This is a genomic window from Pandoraea sputorum (genome assembly GCF_000814845.2).
In the GTDB taxonomy this organism is placed as follows: Bacteria; Pseudomonadota; Gammaproteobacteria; order Burkholderiales; family Burkholderiaceae; genus Pandoraea; species Pandoraea sputorum.
The window spans coordinates 1-19,503 of sequence record NZ_CP010431.2; the positions used below are offsets into that span (position 1 = coordinate 1).

Annotated in this window: 15 protein-coding genes; 6 read left to right on the forward strand and 9 right to left on the reverse strand. The window is 57.5% G+C overall.

Annotated features, from left to right (window positions below):
- The 3 genes from dnaA (at position 1) to gyrB (ending at position 5,550) form a co-directional block, all read left to right on the forward strand.
- Positions 1-1,545 (forward strand): chromosomal replication initiator protein DnaA, encoded by a 1,545-nt coding sequence (gene dnaA / locus NA29_RS00005; RefSeq protein WP_039394270.1) that lies wholly within the window; start codon positions 1-3, stop codon positions 1,543-1,545.
- A 240-nt stretch (positions 1,546-1,785) separates the two neighbouring features.
- Positions 1,786-2,892, forward strand: coding sequence for a DNA polymerase III subunit beta (dnaN, locus tag NA29_RS00010; RefSeq protein ID WP_039394273.1), 1,107 nt, complete (start codon positions 1,786-1,788; stop codon positions 2,890-2,892).
- 180 nt (positions 2,893-3,072) lie between these two features.
- Positions 3,073-5,550, forward strand: a complete 2,478-nt coding sequence (gene gyrB, locus NA29_RS00015; RefSeq protein ID WP_039394278.1) for a DNA topoisomerase (ATP-hydrolyzing) subunit B — start codon at positions 3,073-3,075, stop codon at positions 5,548-5,550.
- A gap of 343 nt (positions 5,551-5,893) precedes the next feature.
- Here the strand turns inward: gyrB and NA29_RS00020 are convergent, their stop codons facing one another.
- The 5 genes from NA29_RS00020 to NA29_RS00040 form a co-directional block, all read right to left on the reverse strand.
- The gene (locus NA29_RS00020) at positions 5,894-6,559 is read right to left on the reverse strand and encodes an HhH-GDP family DNA glycosylase (protein WP_039394281.1); all 666 of its coding nucleotides are present in this window, start codon (positions 6,557-6,559) and stop codon (positions 5,894-5,896) included.
- The gene (locus tag NA29_RS00025) at positions 6,556-7,176 is read right to left on the reverse strand and encodes a 7-cyano-7-deazaguanine synthase (RefSeq protein ID WP_039394284.1); all 621 of its coding nucleotides are present in this window, start codon (positions 7,174-7,176) and stop codon (positions 6,556-6,558) included. The genes NA29_RS00020 and NA29_RS00025 overlap by 4 nt, the downstream gene beginning before the upstream one ends.
- Positions 7,173-8,504, reverse strand: a complete 1,332-nt coding sequence (locus NA29_RS00030) for a nucleoside 2-deoxyribosyltransferase (RefSeq protein WP_052252402.1) — start codon at positions 8,502-8,504, stop codon at positions 7,173-7,175. The genes NA29_RS00025 and NA29_RS00030 overlap by 4 nt, the downstream gene beginning before the upstream one ends.
- Before the next feature lie 2 nt (positions 8,505-8,506).
- Entirely contained in the window at positions 8,507-8,890 is a 384-nt protein-coding gene (locus NA29_RS00035; RefSeq protein WP_224786747.1) for a hypothetical protein, read from the reverse strand.
- Positions 8,891-9,195: 305 nt separating this feature from the next.
- Entirely contained in the window at positions 9,196-11,259 is a 2,064-nt protein-coding gene (locus NA29_RS00040) for a Shedu immune nuclease family protein (protein ID WP_039394286.1), read from the reverse strand.
- Positions 11,260-12,313: 1,054 nt separating this feature from the next.
- Between NA29_RS00040 and NA29_RS00045 the strand changes: the two genes are divergently transcribed.
- Positions 12,314-13,087 carry a hypothetical protein gene (locus tag NA29_RS00045; RefSeq protein ID WP_039394289.1) on the forward strand — a complete coding sequence of 258 codons (774 nt, stop codon included), beginning with the start codon at positions 12,314-12,316 and terminating at the stop codon, positions 13,085-13,087.
- A 112-nt stretch (positions 13,088-13,199) separates the two neighbouring features.
- Here the strand turns inward: NA29_RS00045 and NA29_RS00050 are convergent, their stop codons facing one another.
- From NA29_RS00050 to fmdA, 3 genes are all read right to left on the reverse strand, one after another.
- A complete protein-coding gene (locus NA29_RS00050) occupies positions 13,200-14,579 on the reverse strand; it encodes a CitMHS family transporter (protein ID WP_039394291.1) in 1,380 nt (459 codons plus the stop codon).
- Between the two features lie 313 nt (positions 14,580-14,892).
- Positions 14,893-15,231 (reverse strand): FmdB family zinc ribbon protein, encoded by a 339-nt coding sequence (locus NA29_RS00055; RefSeq protein ID WP_039394293.1) that lies wholly within the window; start codon positions 15,229-15,231, stop codon positions 14,893-14,895.
- A gap of 25 nt (positions 15,232-15,256) precedes the next feature.
- Positions 15,257-16,495, reverse strand: a complete 1,239-nt coding sequence (fmdA, locus tag NA29_RS00060; protein ID WP_039394296.1) for a formamidase — start codon at positions 16,493-16,495, stop codon at positions 15,257-15,259.
- 330 nt (positions 16,496-16,825) lie between these two features.
- Between fmdA and gdhA the strand changes: the two genes are divergently transcribed.
- Positions 16,826-18,169 carry an NADP-specific glutamate dehydrogenase gene (gdhA, locus tag NA29_RS00065; protein ID WP_039394299.1) on the forward strand — a complete coding sequence of 448 codons (1,344 nt, stop codon included), beginning with the start codon at positions 16,826-16,828 and terminating at the stop codon, positions 18,167-18,169.
- Between the two features lie 238 nt (positions 18,170-18,407).
- Complete coding sequence (locus NA29_RS26535; RefSeq protein WP_371328952.1) at positions 18,408-18,584, forward strand: hypothetical protein; 177 nt, start codon at positions 18,408-18,410, stop codon at positions 18,582-18,584.
- A 19-nt stretch (positions 18,585-18,603) separates the two neighbouring features.
- Here the strand turns inward: NA29_RS26535 and NA29_RS00075 are convergent, their stop codons facing one another.
- Positions 18,604-19,437, reverse strand: coding sequence for an AraC family transcriptional regulator (locus tag NA29_RS00075; protein WP_039394304.1), 834 nt, complete (start codon positions 19,435-19,437; stop codon positions 18,604-18,606).
- Positions 19,438-19,503: the final 66 nt, after the last annotated feature.

A 19,503-nucleotide genomic window follows, 5' to 3' on the forward strand; every position in this document is an offset into this window, starting at 1 on the left:
ATGAACGACTTCTGGCAACACTGCGCGACCCGTCTCGAACAAGAGCTCACGCCTCAGCAGTTCCGTACCTGGATCAAACCGCTGGCACCGCTCGATTTCGACGAACAGGCGCGCACGCTCAAGATTGGCGCACCCAACCGCTTCAAGCTGGATTGGGTGAAGAGCCAATTCTCCGGGCGTATCCAGAGCATGGCGTCGGACTATTGGAATGCCCCGATCGAGGTGACGTTCGTCCTCGATCCGAAGGCCGGTTTGCGGGTGCCCTCTTCCACGACGGTGACTCCGCCGCCTGCACCGAGTGCTGCGCCCGCCCCTGTGCCGACGACCGTCGCGCGCGCCAATCCGACGGCTGCTGCTGCCCACACGGCATTGGCAGGCGCAAATGGCAACCATGCGGCGGATGCCGCTGCGCTCGACGGCGAACGTCCCGATCTGGAAGCGAGCGAAGCCGAAGCCGTGCGTCGCAACTGGCGCGTCACGCCGCAGGAGCCCGCACAAGTCGGCGAAGTCGAGTCGATCTACGAGCGCTCGAAGCTCAATCCGGTGTTGACCTTCGACAACTTCGTGACGGGTAAGTCGAACCAGCTCGCCCGTGCCGCCGCCATTCAAGTGGCGAACAACCCGGGGACTTCGTATAACCCGCTGTTCCTGTACGGTGGCGTCGGTCTGGGTAAGACCCACTTGATCCACGCCATCGGCAACCAGTTGCTGGCCGAGAAACAGAACCCGCGCATTCGTTACATCCACGCCGAGCAGTACGTATCCGACGTGGTGAAGGCGTATCAGCGCAAGGCATTTGACGAATTCAAGCGCTATTACCATTCGCTCGATCTGCTACTGATCGACGATATTCAGTTCTTCTCCGGCAAGAGCCGTACGCAGGAAGAATTCTTCTATGCGTTCGAGGCGCTGATCGCGAATCGTGCGCAGGTGATTATCACGAGCGACACGTATCCGAAGGAGATCACCGGCATCGACGACCGGCTGATTTCGCGCTTCGACTCGGGACTGACGGTGGCCATCGAGCCGCCCGAACTCGAAATGCGCGTTGCGATCCTGATCAAGAAGGCGCAGGCCGAAGGCGTGGGATTGTCGGAGGACGTGGCGTTCTTCGTCGGTAAGCACCTGCGCTCGAACGTCCGTGAACTGGAAGGCGCGCTGCGCAAGATTCTGGCGTACTCGAAGTTCCACGGCCGTGAGATCACGATCGAGCTGACGAAGGAAGCGCTGAAGGATCTGTTGACGGTTCAGAATCGTCAGATTTCCGTCGAGAACATTCAGAAGACAGTCGCCGATTTTTACAACATCAAGGTCGCCGACATGTATTCGAAAAAGCGGCCTGCCAATATTGCACGGCCGCGGCAGATTGCCATGTATCTGGCGAAGGAACTGACGCAGAAGAGCTTGCCGGAAATCGGCGAACTGTTCGGTGGCCGCGACCATACAACGGTGCTGCACGCGGTACGCAAGATTGCGGAAGAACGAGGCAAGGATGCGCAGCTCAATCACGAGTTGCACGTGCTGGAGCAGACGCTCAAGGGGTAACAGCCAGCGAAGGCGCAGGGGGACGGGCGGGGTTGCCTGCATCCCTGTGGATAAGCTGGGTGCGGTTTGGGGGGAACGGGTGTTTTCGGGCACAATAGCGGATCGGCGCACAATGCGTCCCCGGTTCGTCCACAGCGTTTTCCGCCCTGTTATCCCATCTGCAAGTGATTGATTGATAAGGGAATCTTCGGGTTTTCAGCAGAAACTGGCACCCGTTAACAGTTACTACGAAGGATAAATATGCAATTGGTCAAAACTCAACGAGACAATCTGCTGCGGCCGCTGCAAATTGTGAGTGGCATCGTCGAGCGTCGCCATACGTTGCCGATTCTGGCCAATTTGCTGATTCGCAAGCACGGACAGGACATTTCCTTCCTGTCGACCGACCTTGAGTTGCAGATCACCACGACCGCTGACTGCGGTGCCGGCGCCGACGATGTGGCGACGACCGTGGCCGCACGCAAGCTGCTCGACATCCTGCGCAACATGCCGGACGCCGAAGTGGCGCTCTCGCTGTCGGACAAGCGTCTGACGGTGCAGGCGGGCAAGAGCCGTTTCCAGTTGCAGACGCTGGCGGCAGAAGATTTCCCGACGGTGGCCGAAGCCAACGACTACGCCGCGAGCTTCGCGCTTCCGCAGCGTGCGTTCCGCCAACTGCTGGGCATGGTGCACTTCGCGATGGCGCAGCAGGACATCCGTTACTACCTGAACGGCATGCTGCTGGTGGTCGAGGGCGAGAAGATCGAAGCGGTCGCGACGGACGGTCACCGTCTGGCGTACTGCAATACGACGATTGCCGGTGAGAAGTTTGCGCGTCAGGAAGTGATCATCCCGCGCAAGACGATTCTCGAGTTGCAGCGTCTGCTCGAAGACATCGACGATCCGGTGCAGATCGACGTGGCGCCGAGCCAGGTCAAGTTCCGTTTCGCGAACGTCGAGCTGGTGTCGAAGCTGGTCGAGGGCAAGTTCCCCGACTTCAATCGTGTGATCCCGAAGGGTTACAACAAGAGCTTCGTGATCAGCCGTGAAGAGCTGCATCGTTCGCTGCAACGTGCGGCGATCGTTACGTCGGACAAGTTCAAGGGTGTGCGTTTCCTGGTGAGCGAAAACCAGTTGAAGATCAGCGCGAACAACACCGAAAACGAAGAAGCGCAGGAAGAAATCGAGATCGATTACACGGGCGGGTCGGTGGACATCGGCTTTAACGTGACGTATCTGCTCGACGTGCTGTCAAACCTGAAGGTCGAGCAAGTGAAGGTGAGCCTTGGCGATGCCAATTCGAGCGCACTGATCACCCTGCCGGACAACGACGAATTCAAATACGTCGTCATGCCGATGCGCATCTGAGCGGATATTCCGCCATACGCGCCGTCACACATGCGCGAAGGGGCCGAGCGCCCCTTTGGCGTTTCTAGAGAATTATCCTTTTGCGGGATAAGCGGCCTTCGGAGCGCCAAAAGCGTGCGGGGGGCGGCAGGTCATGAAGCAGTAATTCGTCAGCAATGACGCAGTAACCGGAAGATTGTCATGAGCGAACAGCAAAAGCAGGCCGAAAACGGCTACGGCGCAGCCTCCATCCAGATCCTTGAAGGTCTGGAGGCTGTACGCAAGCGTCCCGGCATGTACATTGGCGACACGTCGGACGGCACGGGCCTGCATCACCTGGTTTTCGAGGTGTTGGACAACTCGATCGACGAGGCATTGGCGGGTTACTGCGACGACATTCACGTCGTCATTCACGCCGACAACTCCATTTCCGTGACGGACAATGGTCGCGGCATTCCCACGGGCATCAAGTTCGACGACAAGCACGAGCCGAAGCGTAGCGCGGCGGAAATCGTGATGACGGAACTGCACGCGGGCGGCAAGTTCGACCAGAACAGCTACAAGGTGTCGGGCGGTCTGCACGGCGTGGGCGTGTCGTGCGTGAACGCGCTGTCGACCTATCTGAAGCTCACCGTGCGTCGCGACGGCAAGAAGCACTTCATGGAGTTCCACCAGGGCGTGCCGCAGAACCGCGAGCTCGAGGTGGTCGACGGCGTCGAGACGTCGCCGCTGAAGTTGCTGGGCGACACCGACAAGCGTGGCACCGAGGTGCACTTCCTGGCTGACGAAACGATCTTCGGCAAGGTCGAATACCACTACGACATTCTCGCCAAGCGCATGCGCGAGTTGTCCTTCCTGAACAACGGCGTTCGCATTCGTCTGACGGATCAGCGCACGGGCAAGGAAGACGATTTCGCCTTTGGTGGTGGCGTGAAGGGTTTCGTCGAGTACATCAACAAGTCGAAGACGGTGCTGCACCCGACCGTATTCCACGTGATGGGCGAGCGCGACGGTATCGGCGTGGAAGTCGCCATGCAGTGGAACGACAGCTACAACGAAACGGTGCTGTGCTTCACGAACAACATTCCGCAGCGTGACGGCGGTTCGCACTTGACGGGTCTGCGTGCGGCGATGACGCGCGTGATCAACAAGTACATTGCCGAGAGCGAGATCGCCAAGAAGGCGAAGGTCGAGACGACGGGCGACGACATGCGCGAGGGTCTGACTTGCGTGTTGTCGGTGAAGGTGCCGGAGCCGAAGTTCTCGTCGCAGACGAAGGACAAGCTGGTGTCTTCGGAAGTGCGTGCGCCGGTGGAAGAGTATGTGGCGAAGGCGCTTGAGGACTTCCTGCAAGAGACGCCGAACGACGCGAAGATCATTTGCACGAAGATCGTGGAAGCGGCGCGTGCGCGCGACGCGGCACGTAAGGCGCGTGAAATGACGCGTCGTAAGGGCGTGCTCGACGGCGTTGGTCTGCCGGGCAAGCTGGCGGACTGTCAGGAGAAGGATCCGGCGCTGTGCGAAATCTACGTGGTCGAGGGCGACTCGGCAGGTGGTTCGGCGAAGCAGGGTCGCGACCGTAAGTTCCAGGCGATTCTGCCGCTGCGCGGCAAGGTGTTGAACGTTGAGAAGGCGCGCTTCGACAAGTTGATTTCGAGCGAGCAGATCGTGACGCTGATCACGGCGCTGGGCTGCGGTATCGGCAAGGACGATTACAACATCGACAAGCTGCGTTACCACCGCATCATCATCATGACCGATGCTGACGTGGACGGCGCGCACATCCGCACGTTGTTGCTGACGTTCCTGTACCGTCAGGTGCCGGAGTTGATCGAGCGTGGTTACGTGTATATCGCGCAACCGCCGCTGTACAAGGTCAAGCACAACAAGGACGAGCGTTACATCAAGGACGAGAGCGAGCTGGCGCAGTACATGCTGAAGCTGGCGCTGAACAATGCCGAGCTGACGCCGTCGACGGGTGCTGCGCCGATTTCGGGCGACGCGCTGGGCGAGCTGACGCGCAGCTATCAGTTGTCGGACGGTGTGATCGAGCGTTTGAGCCGCTTGTATGAGCCGTCGGTGCTGACGGCCGTGACCGAGGGCGTCGAGATCAATCTGGACACCGAGGAAGCGGCAGCGAAGTCGGCGAAGGCGCTGGAAGCTGCACTCAGCAATGACCCGCTGGCCCCGGAGATCACGATCACGGCGGTGACGGAAGAAGTCGAGAACGCGGACCCGGTGGTTTCGCTGCGCGTGGACCGTCGTCACCATGGCAACGTGAAGGTCACTGTGATCGATCCGGACTTCCTGCAGACGGCGGATTACGCGCAACTGCAGAAGACGGCGGAAACGTTCAAGGGTCTGATCGGCGAAGGTGCGACGATCAAGCGCGGCGAACGCTCGCAACCGGTGACGAACTTCAAGTCGGCCATGAAGTGGCTGATGGCGGACGCCGAGAGCAAGCTCTCCAAGCAACGCTATAAGGGCTTGGGCGAGATGAACGCGGAACAGCTGTGGGAAACCACGATGGACCCGGCGGTGCGCCGCCTGCTGCGCGTTCAGATCGAAGACGCGATCGCAGCGGATGGCATCTTCACCACGCTGATGGGTGACGATGTTGAACCGCGCCGCGCGTTTATTGAGAGCAACGCGCTGCGGGCTGGGAATATTGACGTTTGATGGTTGTTGTAGATAGCCGCATAACCTAAGAATCAGGGACCCATAAGTTGAGAAATTTATGGGTCTTTTTTATTGATGGCTTAGATTTATTGGTGATTCATCGTCAGGCCGCCGCCCTTTAACGAATCTCCACTAGCACCGGCACAATTTTGCTTCACCACATACCGATGTGAACGCCCAGGGACCGCTGGGTGTGTTCCATTCCGCGCAGGTAAGCCAGATTGTGCAAGTGCTGGAAGACATTCGACATCGAGCCGTTGCTTAGTAGCGTTGTTGCAGCTGCGCAAACGTTGCGTCATGGAGCATATGCCGGCCTTGGGACGAACACCGAAATGTATGCTTGTCAGATACCCAAATTAAGCTGCATGGGTGCTGGCGACGCGGCCCTTCGCCATAGCCACGCATCGAATTCCCGCCGCGGCACCGCGAGTAGGTCCGCTGCGCAGCAAAACGACCTTCGCAAAAACTGGTAGTCGTCGTTCTCCACGCCGACCTTCTTCGCGAACGTGCGCACATGGCGGTCGACTGCGATGGAGTCGATTCCGACGAGGCAAGCCATATAATCGACTGTTTTGGGACCAACGCCATTGATGCCTTGAATGGCGTGGCAAAACTCCTCGCACGCCAGGCGTGCCCGAAGGTCATCGGCTCGGTCAACGTCCCACTGCGCGAGATAGTGGACTAATGCCTCGAACCGTGTCACTTTCTCGTGATGGCGCCAGTTCAGGAATACTCCAGTCCTGTGCTCCTTAACCAATGTCACCAACGAAGACACTGAATCCATCTCGGGATAGGTTCGCAGAATGGCCAATACACGCGGACGAACAACAGTCGTGTAATTGAGCCCGGCTTGGAGCACTGAGTCTGCAAGTACTGCCCCGACATGCTCGCATGTGGCACGCGGGACTTTCTGCTCGCGAAGTGCACCCTCATCCTTGGCATAGTCAGCGATACGACGCGCTGCAAGCAGAATGTCGATGGCGGAGCTCTTCGTTCCAGCCGGTCTCATACCAGTCCCGCGTCTTTGAGTGCATTGAGCCGCTCGACGCAATTGGGGCACGCACCGCACGGGAACTGTCCGGAGGCCTGGCAAGAATACGTTCGTCCGATTGGCACACCCAGTTGGAGCGCCGCACGGGCCACGTCTGCCTTCGACGAGTAGCGGAACGGAGAATGGAACCGCACTGAACCAATGCTCGATGTAAGTCCGTCGAGGCTGTTCATAAATGCAGTAGTGCAGTCAATTTCTTTGGCATGGTTGCTATTGATAAAGCCGGTGTACACGTCCAGGATGCCGATGGTTTGCGCCCGAGCCGCAGCTGCTGCGAAGAAGAGCATGGTCCGGTATGGAATGTATAGGTCATCGTCTTTGATTTCCTCATTCCACAAGTCGGCCTCGCGTATCAAGCGCGACTGCGACCCCCTGAACAGGTCTGATATGTCATTCCTTTCCGGTCTGCGCATACTTGCAGGCAATACCTCGTTGACGCGATTCCACTCAACTTCTGCGCAATGCTGCCCGTAGTCGAAGAACATGGGTACGACGTCAACCCGCTCCGACGCGAGTTGGTATGCAACTGTAGTTGAGTCGAGTCCGCCAGAGGCCAGAAGAAGAACTTCTTTCATGGCAATTCGGCCCTCAATTTGGCCAGCACGTCGAAGACGCCGTTAAGACAAGTATCAAGGTCCGCAGAGTATACAGAACTCCCGACAACGACCATGGTGTTGTTGTTCTCGTTTCTTGGGTCAAATGTGATGACCGGTTTTCCCAGTGCGATGGCCATACCTAATTCTACGAGCGCGCCGGGGTCCTTCCCAAGCGGTACAGCGAAGACTGCAGCGCTGTCGCGCAATAGCTGACAATCCTTGTGATATGTGCGATGCAAGTCAGCCCGACTGGCTGGCGGCGCGAGCTCCCCGTTCTCCTGGACCGGGCGTCGAACCAGGAAGTTGTGGTACTCCAGACTCTCGACAGCGCGCTCAAGCTCCGGCTTATAAACATAGGAGAAATCCGGTGCGGCAACATAGATGGGAAACCGCTGACGGTCATGCCATGGCAGGAATGTACCGCCCAATCCGCACAGCATGTCGACCGTCAACCTCAAGGTCCGTTGTACGTCCCGCTTGAAGTCATCCGGATACGTAGTCTGGGAGTAGCATGTCGCGGCCTGGCACCCACGCCATGCTGCTTCAAGCCAGCCCCTGCTTGAGAAACCGACCATAACGGCCGAATAGACGTCACCCACTCCGACCGAATTCACCGTGCTTCCCAATGACGCCGGAATCTCGTCGACACTGTTGGTCTTGAAATGAAAAAGTCTGCTCCCGCCGCGATTCTCCTTCAGGAGGAAGACTTCCGGCAATAGTGTCTTAACTTCAGCAAGCAAATCGTCGACCCTCTCTTTTCCGGTTGCTGCAAAGAGTGGCGACGAGGTCGAGATGACTATTGCGTCTGTACGTCCGCGGAAAGCTTGGAGCGAAGACAGGTCTTCGACGTCATATGCGATGTCAAGCGTGAATTTTGCGTCGGGCGAAAATTCTCCTATCAATTCTGTGACGTCAAACTTGCCCGGGAAGATAACTACCTTTCCGTAGTTCTCTAGGTTTGGAGAATGCTCGCGCAGCTCCACTCGCTTGCTTTCGCGCAGCAAATCCTCGTAGCCCTGGTGAGAGACTTCTGTCGGGTCGCCGATGACGATGACGTTGGGTGACCCGACGACGTCACCGAGCCAGATGAACTCTTTGCAACCATGTGCCGAGAGGTAACGGCGCGCCTCGTCTGCGAGGTACTGCGGACAAAAGGCCGCAACTGAGTACTCCAGTCCGGACGCCCAGAGACCTCTTGCCGCGTGGACGACGCCGCCTAACCGAAGTTTACAGGGGACGTCCTTGCGGGCAAGAGTGAAGTCGATAACAACTTCCCCAACAATCAATACCGCGTCAGTGTGGACCATGATTATTGTGGGACGAAATCGCCTTCGATTGACGGCATCGGTGCAAGCGCTGAAGACTTGACGATTCCGATGTAGGTGGCTCCCTCCGCGAGGCAACCAGCAAGGTAGTTGAATGACGTGGGAAGCGCGCCAACCTTAAGGCCGTTTGCATCAATCGCGAAAACGCGTCCTGCGACAATGATGCCGAGCTGCGTTCCAGGAGCGGGAACTGCTTTATGTGTCCCGTAGTAGTCGCATTGAGCTACCTCTTCCAATACACATGAGAACGCCTGCTTGCATCGGTCAACGCCGCTTGCCCCACCGCCGGCGCCTGCCCCTTTGCTCGCATTTTCTGGTTGCTTCGAACCGGAATAATCCGAAAAACTGCCTGAACCTGTGCTTCCCATAATGTTTCCGTCTCCTGGTTAATGCAGTTCCTGCTTGCAACGATGCGCTGCGCAGGCAAGTTTAGTCGCACGACAAAAGAGTTGGCCGTTCCATTCGAGAAATACATGTGCGTTCAAGCGCTGACATTCCTCAGTGAACTGCTGGCCGCGAATTAACTACTTTATCTGGAAGAATTTTTGCCCTTTGTGATAGACGATATTCTCGTAGGTCAAAGTCGAAATTGCGATACAAGTTGGCCAGTGCCATGGTGACTTCCGAATTCCGAGGGAAAGTCGACGCCAGGCGATTCAGACTGAAGCTACGTTCAAAGCATCGGTATTTGCAGCTTTTCAAAAAACGCGCGATTTCGCTTTTTAGCGTCGTCCAGCATCTTGTCATACGAGAGAATTTCGATGTAGCAATTCAGCTGAGTGTGGAACTTAAAATACCCTGCGCCGTCCGGCGTGACCATGAAGTCTCGGGTAAGTGCTATGTCTCGTATCTTGGGAGTCAGGGTGCACACGATGTACGCATAAAACGGCGTCGTTTCCGCAACTTCTATGGTTCTGCCTTCTTCCGTTTTGGCTTTGCCGTCACGAAGTTTTCGAGCGTAGCGTATAACCTGCTCGACGGGGTCTTCCTCCGTTGATGGGTATTCGTTGCGCTCGGGGCGTTTGAACTCAACGATTACGGCAGAGTTGAAGCTGCGCTTCGCCTCAGCAAACACTTTCGCGGAATTGAAAACGACGATGTCAGGTTCGTCTTTTTCGTCAGAATTGACTACTTTGAGCCGACTAATCGGCAGGTCGGACCCAAGGTACCAGTGGTACGCTAGGCGTTCGTCGATGACCCAAAGATTCTGCCGGTCGAAGTCAACGTCATCGGAGCTTGCACGCATCGGAAAGATGATGCTGTGAACAGCTTCTTCCTTCACGTAGCGTCCGTCGTCCTGCGTTTCGAGAGCTTTGTCGAGAAGCTCGAGGATGGTCCTACGATGCACCACATATCTGGCCAGAGCCGCCTGGCCAAGCTCGTTCTCCTCACGAAGGAATTGCTCGCGCAGTTGCTTGTACGCTTCATTATTCCGGTGACCATCGAGCGGCAGACTCTCAATCTGCCGCGCCTGCTCTCTGTGGGCGAGTTCAATATCCTTCTGGACTTTATACAGCTCAATGTCCAACTGGTCGTCGGATACATTTGGGGAGATGCGGTCAATGTACTGGCCATACCTTTCGCCAAGCATGAAGCGGTACTGCGGGGCCTTGTTGGCGACCAGCGTTTCGATGTTTCGTCGCTTCTCTTCACGCAACGTGTTCATGTACGGGGCCGCCGCGCTCTTCACGACGTCCGTCACTGCCGTGTCGAGCTGTGGTCGACTCAGCTCATCATCGAGTTCGAGCTCGTCTTCGCCGGATAGAACCAACTGCGTACGAGATGAATCAACACGCGAATCGAGGTATTGCCCGAACACATACGTCTTGAAAACAAACGACTTACCCGTGTCATCGACGAATCTTGTTTTGAAGTCAGGAACACGTGAACCTACGCCCCAGGAGACGACCTCCCGCTTGTTGGCGCAGTAGGAGACGGTGTGCCGCCGATTCAAACTGGAGTCAAAGCGAACAATGACCGCGTTCAGCGTGTGGTTGCCGACCGTGAATTTATGTGCGGTTGTACGGGTGTCGGCCTCGGCGCGGAAGTACTCGTTCAGATTGATTGGTTCGTGCTCGTCATCGTGAATCCACACCGCTGGGCATCCGGGGCTTAGAAAGTAAATGACAAGGTGGTCAATAATTTTCTGCGCCAGAGTATCGAGCGATTTCGGAAAATGCTTCTGATATTCCGACCTAATGTTGAGCAGCTTTACCGTCGTCTTTACTTCGCTGGCTTCGCTAAGGTCGAGCGTTTCGTTCTCGACACCTTCCTCTGATTTCCGAAACTCGAAACTGCGACGATAGCGTTCGTCGCCCTGGTTGTAAACGCTCTCAATCGTCGCCTTCTCAAACACCTTGAGCCACGTGAAGCGCCCGACGCCCTTGTTCCCCTTTGCTGCTTTGCGGGTCGAATCGGAGACGAAAAATGCCTTTGCGTTAATGTCGGAAAACCCGCCACCGTTATCCACGATGGTGACATCGCGAATTGCGCCCAGGTAGTCGTCGCCACTGTCGATTAAGCGACCCTGCCTGTCGTCTCGGTGGAAATAGACATCAATGCGTCCGTCTTTGCGTGCTGACTCGTCAATTGACTCCAGAGAGTTGACGATGCATTCAAAGACCGGGATGTACGGCTGCGTAATGGGAAGGGCAAGGTTTTCCACTCGCCCTGCAATATCAACGTGCATAGAATTCCCCGTGTCTGGCGTCTTATGTTTTTTCGACTTGAGCAGCATTGGTGTTCATTTTCATGAGGCGAGGCACTCTCGCCAACGGTTCACCATGCGGTCAATAAGATACCTTACAAATCGTCATTTTGGTAAGCTCATTCGAGCCGTCTAATGGCAATGAGAGGTATTTTCTGCTATTTCAAATGTAAAGTTAATCAACGTGAAGATAATAGACAATGCTGGTCGCGTTACCATGATTTTCGGAAACCTGTATATCAACATTTGAGCGAGCGGCAAACGAGCAGCCAAGAGCTCAATTTTCCCCGTAGCGTTGATTGCCAGAGAAATTCACCTGAGATTTGGCGGGACTACTGGGGAATCTCGGAAATTACCCACGTGCCTTGAAAATTCTTCCCGTATTGACTACGGTAAAGCGGTGACAGCGCAATGCTGGCATGCAGATTGCAGAGACAGCCTATGTACGAAGTTGCGACCCGCCCACGCGGTCGAGCCCCTATTTATGAGAGGGTGCGACGAAGGTGCGGGCGATGGAACAGGCCATATTCTGGATGACTTGGGGGTAGTTTTGCGGCGCAAGGCAAAGCGTCGTGCTTCTGCCATCGCCGTTTCGAGGAACGCCAGTCTGCTTTGCCCGAAGCGCCGACGGGCAGCCAGGGGCTACGAAGGGGAATCGGGCCACGACGCCAGTTTTCACTCAGTCAGTCGCGGCCACAAGCTAGGCACGCTGCATTACCCTGATTCGTCCGCTTGCAACGAAATGGCCGGTGTTCGTACCCGCCATGTCGCGCACCGCAACGCTGACTTCCGACACCTTGTAACGCTGACGTTACAAGGATGTAACGCGAAAAAAATTTTCACCGAGAAAATCCCTTCGCAGCTAATCATTTTTTACGATTTTGGGCGTAACGTCGGCGAAGGCGCATCTATTTTTTGCGAAAATACTTTCAGTAAGCTGCGCGGTTCATAGTTCGATTGACCGCCTGATGCTTGACAGCAACCGCACTTCATTTTCGTACGTGCCCACTTTCACAGGGTGGTCTACACGCGTCACAACGCGCTCCCTGGGCAACGCGCTACGGCGCAATGCCGGAGGTGCGCTATGAGTCCAACGCCAGCATCCTACGGCCGGCGCGGCCGTCTGAACTCGGCCAACACCGGCATCCGTCACAACGCTTCAACGTACGGCGAGGCCAAGCTCGGCACCTATTGCGAGAAGGGGGATGGCCATCTCATCGTCGAATCCGAAGCTGAACGATTTGTCGCGCATCTTCTTGCCATTGACCCACGCGTCAGGGCCTTTCAGCCGCAGCCGTTTTGCGTCGATTTGATTGACCAGCGCCTGCTGCTCACGCGGCAGGCTGTGCGCGAAGCATGGCACAGGCATCGCGACGTGCCAGGGCCAAAGTTCTACACAACCGATTTCAGCATTGACTGGCAAGACGGTTTGCACGATGCCGTTGAGGTCAAGGTCGAGGGATTTGAGGGCGACGACGTGTACTGGGCCAAGGTCGCCCGGGCCCGTTCGATTCTGGCTGCCAATGGTTACCCACTGCGCACAGTCGTCCTTCCTGCGAGCGAGGCCCATCCTGTACGGATGAATTCGAGGATGCTCAAACAGGCGACCCACCAGACTCGTGCGTACCTGACCGACGAACTTGTTGAGCGCGTCACACGTCGCTGCGAACCAGGCCCCGTCCTGTTGCACGTGTTGTGTTCGGACCTTGCGCTTTTGCCAGGTCTGATTCCCGTCTTGTTAGTGGCTGGTGTGCTCAGCGCGGACCTCGCTCGTAACCGCATCTGCGGCACGCTCGAGTTGTCCCTAGCGTATGGCGACCTCGACCACCTCTGCCTGCTGGAGGGCGTCGAAAAGTGACGGAAATCGGTCCGGAAATGAACCGGCCCCCAAGGGTTGGATTCACGTCCAACGCTTGGGGGCCAGTTCAAATCTCCGGACGCTCTGAATTGCCAGCGCGCACTCGCAGTGTTCACATGGAAATCGGAATCCTTCCGAGTGCCACGGCACAGCCGAGTAACACGACAGAGAATCCCCAGACGGTAAGCAGTGAATAGCGGATGTGCCGACCCATCTCGAGGTTTGCCAACCCGAGAGCTAGCCAAAGGGCGGGCGAGAACGGGCTGATGAAGGTGCCGACGATGTTGCCGATTGTCATCGCATAGAGGGTTGCCGAAGGTGACACACCGAAGCTCGATACCACTTCCTGAACGACGGGTAACAAGCCGAAGTAATACGCGTCCGTGCTCAACACCAACTCCATCGGCGCACCGAAGAATCCCAGTACAAGGTGCAGATGGGGCGTCAGCGCGGTCGGCAGGACTTGCGTCAGATCGCCGGCCATCGATTTGAGCATGCCGCTACCGTCCATAATGCCCAGAAAGGCACCGGCAGCCATGATGATCGAACTCATCACCAGCGCATTAGGGGCATGCATCTTGATACGCTCGATCTGGTCGCGCGCGTTCGGGAAATTGATGGAGAGCGCCACGGCGAGACCGATCATGAAGACGTAGGTGGACGGCAGCGCGCCTGTGACAAGTCCCGCCAATACCATGACGAAGATCGCACCATTGAGCCACATCAGTCTTCGATGCCCGAACCCGTTGCACACAACGACGTCATCGACGGAGCATTTCTGACTGCTCGATTCACCAGCCCCGGCGTCTATCGACCGCCAGTCGTCAATTCGCTCATCGCCCTCTTCCGACAACGACACACCAGAGGCGCTTAACGCACGTGCCCGCTTTGCCTCCCTAAGGCCAAGCAGCACCGCCAGCATGACCAGCAACACCACGCCGATCCCCTGAATCGCGATCAATGGCCGCCAAAGCTCCGTCGCCTCGATACCGGATACGACCGCGGCCCGACCGAGCGGGCCCGCCCACGGCGTCATGTTGAAAATTCCCGCACCAAGTGTGAGCAGCATGAGCATCAGGTACGGACTCATGTTCAATCGCCGATACAGCGGTAGCAGTGCCGGAATCGTGAGAAGGAACGTCGTAGCGCCCGCGCCGTCGAGATGCGCGACCATGCCGAGCAACGCCGTCCCGACCGTGACTGCGATCACGTTGCCGCGCGTCGCCACCAACATTGCGCGCAATAGTGGACGAAACAGCCCCGCATCCTGCACGACGCCGAAGAAGACAATGGCGAACATGAACATCGCCGCCACCGGCATGACCTTGAGCAAACCCGAACTGAAGAACGCGCCGATCTGATCGACGCCGAATCCGGCAAGTGCGGCACCGATCAGAGGCACCAAGGTAAGGCCGACGATGGGATTACTTCTGCGCGTGAGCAACAACCCAACTACGACAACGATGATTGCAACACCGACTGCTGTAAGCAAATCCGTCTCCTGTTATGAACGGTGTGGATGTGGAGCGGTGTCAGGACGTGAGCCGTTGTTTGTATCGGATCGTGACGCGTGAGGCGCCGTGTCGGAACCCTGACAGGCATTAGGCGGGAAGATGTCGGACGTTCAGCAGTCTATCGTCTGAAGCAACGGCGATTTCGGGGAATAATCCCAAATGTTGCCGCATCGACGGGATGAGGCGATTTTCCAAAGCGAGATGGCGTGGATTGTGATGCAAACAAAAAGCCCCTCGAATCTTGCGACCCGAGGGGCTATCACCTGTCAAACCAGCACCAAACAAGAAGTGCTAATGACTGATCATCCACGGCCTGCCTGCGGGACGTTTAAACCCTTCTGAGGCCGCTGTCCCTGCGAGAGCAACCTTCCCTCCCGAGCAGCAGCTACATCCCGCCCGATGCCTCAGCGTCGACGCATCTCCGGATTGCCGTGGTGCATTCGCAGCGCGTTCATTCGTCGCATGCGCGGAACGGCTTGCATTCCCCATCAACGCCAACGCTGGCGCGGATATAACTCTCGACCCTTCCCCTCCACACTCAGGGCAATGACACGGGTCATCACGATCTGCAATCCGTCGCATCACCGCAAACGTCCCGCAGCGCCCACATTCGAAGTCGTATATCGGCATTGCTATCTCCGTCACGTTCGGCGCTTCAGGACTTCGCCAAATCTGGCGAACACGGCATTTCGACGCCGCCCTTCACATGCTTCGCCGGGCCATCGGCGTTCGGGCGGATATCGAAGTCGAAGATCTGCGTAGGCAGCCAGAGCGTTGCGCAGGCATTCGGAATATCGACGACACCACTGATATGCCCCTGCACCGGCGCGCATCCCAGAATCGAATAGGCCTGCGCACCCGAATAGCCGAACTTCTTCAGATACTCGATGGCGTTCAGACACGCCTGGCGATAGGCGACCGTTACATCCAGATAGTGCTGCCCCCCGTGTTCGTCGACCGAGATGCCTTCAAAGATCAGGTAGTCGTTGTACGTCGGTGTGATCGGACTCGGTTGGAACACCGGATTGCGAATGCCGTACTTCTCCATTCCGCCCTTGATCACGTTCACGCGCATGTGCACCCAGCCAGCCATTTCAATCGCGCCGCAGAACGTGATCTCTCCATCGCCCTGACTGAAGTGAAGGTCGCCAACAGACAGCCCAGCGCCATCCACATAAACCGGGAAGAAAATCTTCGAACCGCGTGACAAATCTTTGATGTCGCAGTTACCGCCATGCTCGCGCGGGGGGACTGTTCGCGCACCGGACGCCGCCGCCTTCTCCCTGGCAGCCCCCGACAATTTCCCCATATGCGCGGTCGCCGCAAACGGCGGATTCGCGAGCGGCGGCACTCGCTGCGGTTCCTTCGCGATCAAACCGGTTTCACGCGCATTCCACGTTTCAAGCAACTTCGGATCCGGCAAACAACCGATCAGTCCGGGATGAATCAGCCCCGCGAAATTCACGCCCGGAATGTGGCGCGAACTCGTGTACAGGCCGTGAAAATCCCAGATCGATTTCTGCGCGTGCGGAAAGTGATCCGTCAGAAATCCCCCACCGTTCGTCTTCGAGAAGAAGCCGTTGAATCCCCACTGACTATCCGCTTTCGCGCCGATGTCCAACAGATCCACCACAAGCAGGTCGCCCGGCGCCGCGCCCTTCACACCGACAGGACCTGACAAGAAATGGACGATGGAAAGATCGATGTCGCGAACGTCGTCCGCGCTGTCATTGTTCTTGATGAAGCCGCCGGTCCAGTCGTAGGTTTCGAGAATGAAGTCGTCGCCGGGTTTGACCCAGCAAGCCATCGGAATGTCCGGATGCCAACGGTTGTGGACTTGTTCGTTTTCGTAGGCGGATTGGTTCAGGTCGACCTTGATGAGAGTTTCTGCCATTGCGCTCGCTCCTGGTAATGGGCCAGTGGGGGACACCAGCGATCAAACAGACGCCCGATGGCGCCGGATTCACACAGAGAGGTATTCGAGAACTGCGGACATCAACAACACAACCAAAGCACTGATGCGACGAAGGGACGTGAAGCATCGATGTATGGAGGCAAATAGGTAAATCGCCGTCAGGCAGCACAATTACTTTGCACTACGTCAAATCACAGCACAAACCACCGTATTTCCCCTGATATTTTTGTTTTCCGATCATATCGCGATCCTAATTGGTGCAAAATACTTTCTCTGCACAAGAATAAGCACCATCGATGGGCATCCGAGATGAAATATCAATCACTTGACGATTTTCTGCGCACTACCGCTGAGCGCAACCCCGGCCAACCGGAATTCCTGCAAGCTGTCACGGAGGTGATGGAGAGCCTCTGGCCGTTCATATCGCAACATCCCAAATACGCCGAACACGGTCTGCTGGACCGTCTGGTCGAGCCGGAGCGCACCGTCATGTTCCGCGTCTCGTGGGTCGACGATCACGGCGACGTGCAGGTCAATCGCGGTTATCGCATCCAGCACAGTTCCGCCATCGGCCCCTACAAGGGCGGCCTGCGGTTTCACCCGTCCGTCAATCTCTCGATCCTGAAGTTCCTCGCCTTCGAGCAGACTTTCAAGAACGCCCTCACCACGCTGCCGATGGGCGGTGGTAAAGGTGGCTCCGATTTCGATCCGAAGGGCAAGAGCCCCGGTGAAGTCATGCGCTTCTGTCAGGCGTTCGTCACCGAACTCTTCCGTCATGTCGGCAGCGATACCGATGTGCCTGCGGGCGACATTGGCGTCGGTGGTCGCGAAGTCGGGTTCATGGCGGGCATGATGAAGAAGCTCTCGAACCGCGCCGATTGTGTTTTCACTGGCAAGGGGTTGTCCTTCGGTGGCTCGCTGATTCGCCCCGAAGCGACTGGCTACGGCACTGTGTACTTCGCAGAAGAAATGCTCAAGCAGACGGGGCGCAGCTTCGAGGGCTTGCGCGTGAGCGTCTCCGGGTCGGGCAACGTCGCACAGTACGCCGTGGAGAAGGCGATGGCGCTCGGCGCGAAGGTCGTCACCGTGTCGGATTCGAGTGGCACGGTCGTGGATGAAGACGGCTTCACGAGCGAGAAGCTCGCCGAACTGATGGACGTCAAGAACCATCACTACGGACGCGTGAGCGACTACGCCAAACGCACCGGCAGCAAGTTCCTCGCGGGGGAGCGCCCGTGGCACATTCCGGTCGACGTCGCGCTGCCCTGCGCCACGCAGAACGAACTCAACGCCGATGACGCCGAAACGCTCATCGGAAACGGCGTGATCTGCGTCGCGGAAGGCGCCAACATGCCGTCGACGAACGAGGCCGCGAAGCGCTTCGAGAGCAAGGGGATTCTGTACGCGCCGGGCAAAGCCAGCAATGCCGGTGGTGTCGCGACGTCAGGGCTGGAGATGAGCCAGAACGCCATGCGCATCTCGTGGCCGCGCGAGGAAGTCGATGCGCGTCTTCACGACATCATGCGAAGCATCCACGAGGTTTGCCTGCATCACGGCCGTCGTGCCGATGGCTCGGTGAGCTACGTCAACGGTGCCAACGTCGCTGGCTTCGTAAAGGTTGCCGATGCCATGTTGGCGCAAGGCGTGATCTGATCGGGGCGGTATTTCGCGACCAAAAGCGCTGCCCCAAATGGCAGCGCTTTTTCCTTCGGAGGGATGTGGCGCAACAAACGCGACATTCCCTGATGTTGTAGAACACGACCGCGGCGCCTGGGATCGCCAGTCGGCGAAACAATGCGAATGGTCGCGTCCCGTAAGTGCCGACGTTATGGGCACTGCGCGCAAAGACGATTAGCTGTGCCTCGCGTCCGGAGGCGGTCAGCAAGCCCCGGTGCTGAGCGCGGCGGGCGCGCTCGTCTTCGGTCTCAGCCTCAGCGAGCAGATCGCCGGACAACTGGAAGCGGGGTTTGTATTGAAAGGCTTTCCGGAAGACGAGCAACCGAATCCGCGTTTTGTCATCGCGCGGTTTATGCCGACATTCATCGCGACCTACGTCATGACGCTCTGACATCGCTTCGCCCGCAACATCACCCCAGCACCGGTATCCAGATCTCCAGCGTTCCCGTGCCGGTGACAGGGTCGAAATCGGCGCTGTAGCGCTCGAAGTCGGGCGCGTCGGCGGCTTGCAGTCCCGACTGTGGCAGCCACTGATGCCAGATCGTGTAGACGGTCTTGTGAATCGTCGAAATGTGCGCCTTGTGTTCGAACACGGCGAAGCGTACCGCCGGAATCTCCACACAGCGGAACGACGCGGGCAAGCGATCACGGCGCGTCACTTCCACTCCGGCGATGTATTCAAATCCACCGTCGCCATCGGGGTTGCAGCACACGCCATACGTCACATCGCTCACCTGATCCGGCACGTGACCGATATGAGGACCGAAGGCTTGCCAAAGTGCGGGAATGCCCTCGTTGGTGGCGAACGTAAAACGGTCGCTCATGCCCGCAATCAGCAAGGGAGCAGGTGTCTCAAAGCGCGGCGGGGCAAGGGGGACGAACTCGATCTCTTTCATACGAAGGGGCTCCACGAGTTTCAAGCCATCGAGGTGACGACGCGCGCGCAACTGCTCGGGCGTGATGCCGAAAGCGTCGGAGAACGCGCGTGTGAACGCCTCGTGAGAGCCATAACCTGCATCCAACGCCACACCGAGAATCTCCGGCGCACCGTCGACCAGCGCGTACGCTGCGCGCGTCAGACGACGGGCGCGCACATATCGCATCACTGGCCATCCGGTGGTGACGGAGAACAGACGTGAGAGCGAGAAGCGAGTCATCTCGCTTGCGTCGGCGACGTGATCGAGCGTGAGCGCGTCACCCAACCGGACTTCGATAAACCAGAGTGCTTTGGCAACCGGATGCATGGCATTTCCGAGAACGTGTCGGCATGACTATAGGGCAACGCTGACACGCCGATTTGATCGTTCTTG

Bases quoted from the DNA above. Each gene is read 5' to 3' on its own strand.
- NA29_RS00040 (WP_039394286.1), bottom strand. From the start codon at position 11,259: ATGCTGCTCAAGTCGAAAAAACATAAGACGCCAGACACGGGGAATTCT.
- NA29_RS00055 (WP_039394293.1), bottom strand. From the start codon at position 15,231: ATGCCGATATACGACTTCGAATGTGGGCGCTGCGGGACGTTTGCGGTG.
- dnaA (WP_039394270.1), top strand. From the start codon at position 1: ATGAACGACTTCTGGCAACACTGCGCGACCCGTCTCGAACAAGAGCTC.
- NA29_RS00020 (WP_039394281.1), bottom strand. From the start codon at position 6,559: ATGAGACCGGCTGGAACGAAGAGCTCCGCCATCGACATTCTGCTTGCA.
- NA29_RS00035 (WP_224786747.1), bottom strand. From the start codon at position 8,890: ATGGGAAGCACAGGTTCAGGCAGTTTTTCGGATTATTCCGGTTCGAAG.
- NA29_RS00025 (WP_039394284.1), bottom strand. From the start codon at position 7,176: ATGAAAGAAGTTCTTCTTCTGGCCTCTGGCGGACTCGACTCAACTACA.
- dnaN (WP_039394273.1), top strand. From the start codon at position 1,786: ATGCAATTGGTCAAAACTCAACGAGACAATCTGCTGCGGCCGCTGCAA.
- NA29_RS00045 (WP_039394289.1), top strand. From the start codon at position 12,314: ATGAGTCCAACGCCAGCATCCTACGGCCGGCGCGGCCGTCTGAACTCG.
- gdhA (WP_039394299.1), top strand. From the start codon at position 16,826: ATGAAATATCAATCACTTGACGATTTTCTGCGCACTACCGCTGAGCGC.
- NA29_RS00075 (WP_039394304.1), bottom strand. From the start codon at position 19,437: ATGCATCCGGTTGCCAAAGCACTCTGGTTTATCGAAGTCCGGTTGGGT.
- fmdA (WP_039394296.1), bottom strand. From the start codon at position 16,495: ATGGCAGAAACTCTCATCAAGGTCGACCTGAACCAATCCGCCTACGAA.
- NA29_RS00030 (WP_052252402.1), bottom strand. From the start codon at position 8,504: ATGGTCCACACTGACGCGGTATTGATTGTTGGGGAAGTTGTTATCGAC.
- gyrB (WP_039394278.1), top strand. From the start codon at position 3,073: ATGAGCGAACAGCAAAAGCAGGCCGAAAACGGCTACGGCGCAGCCTCC.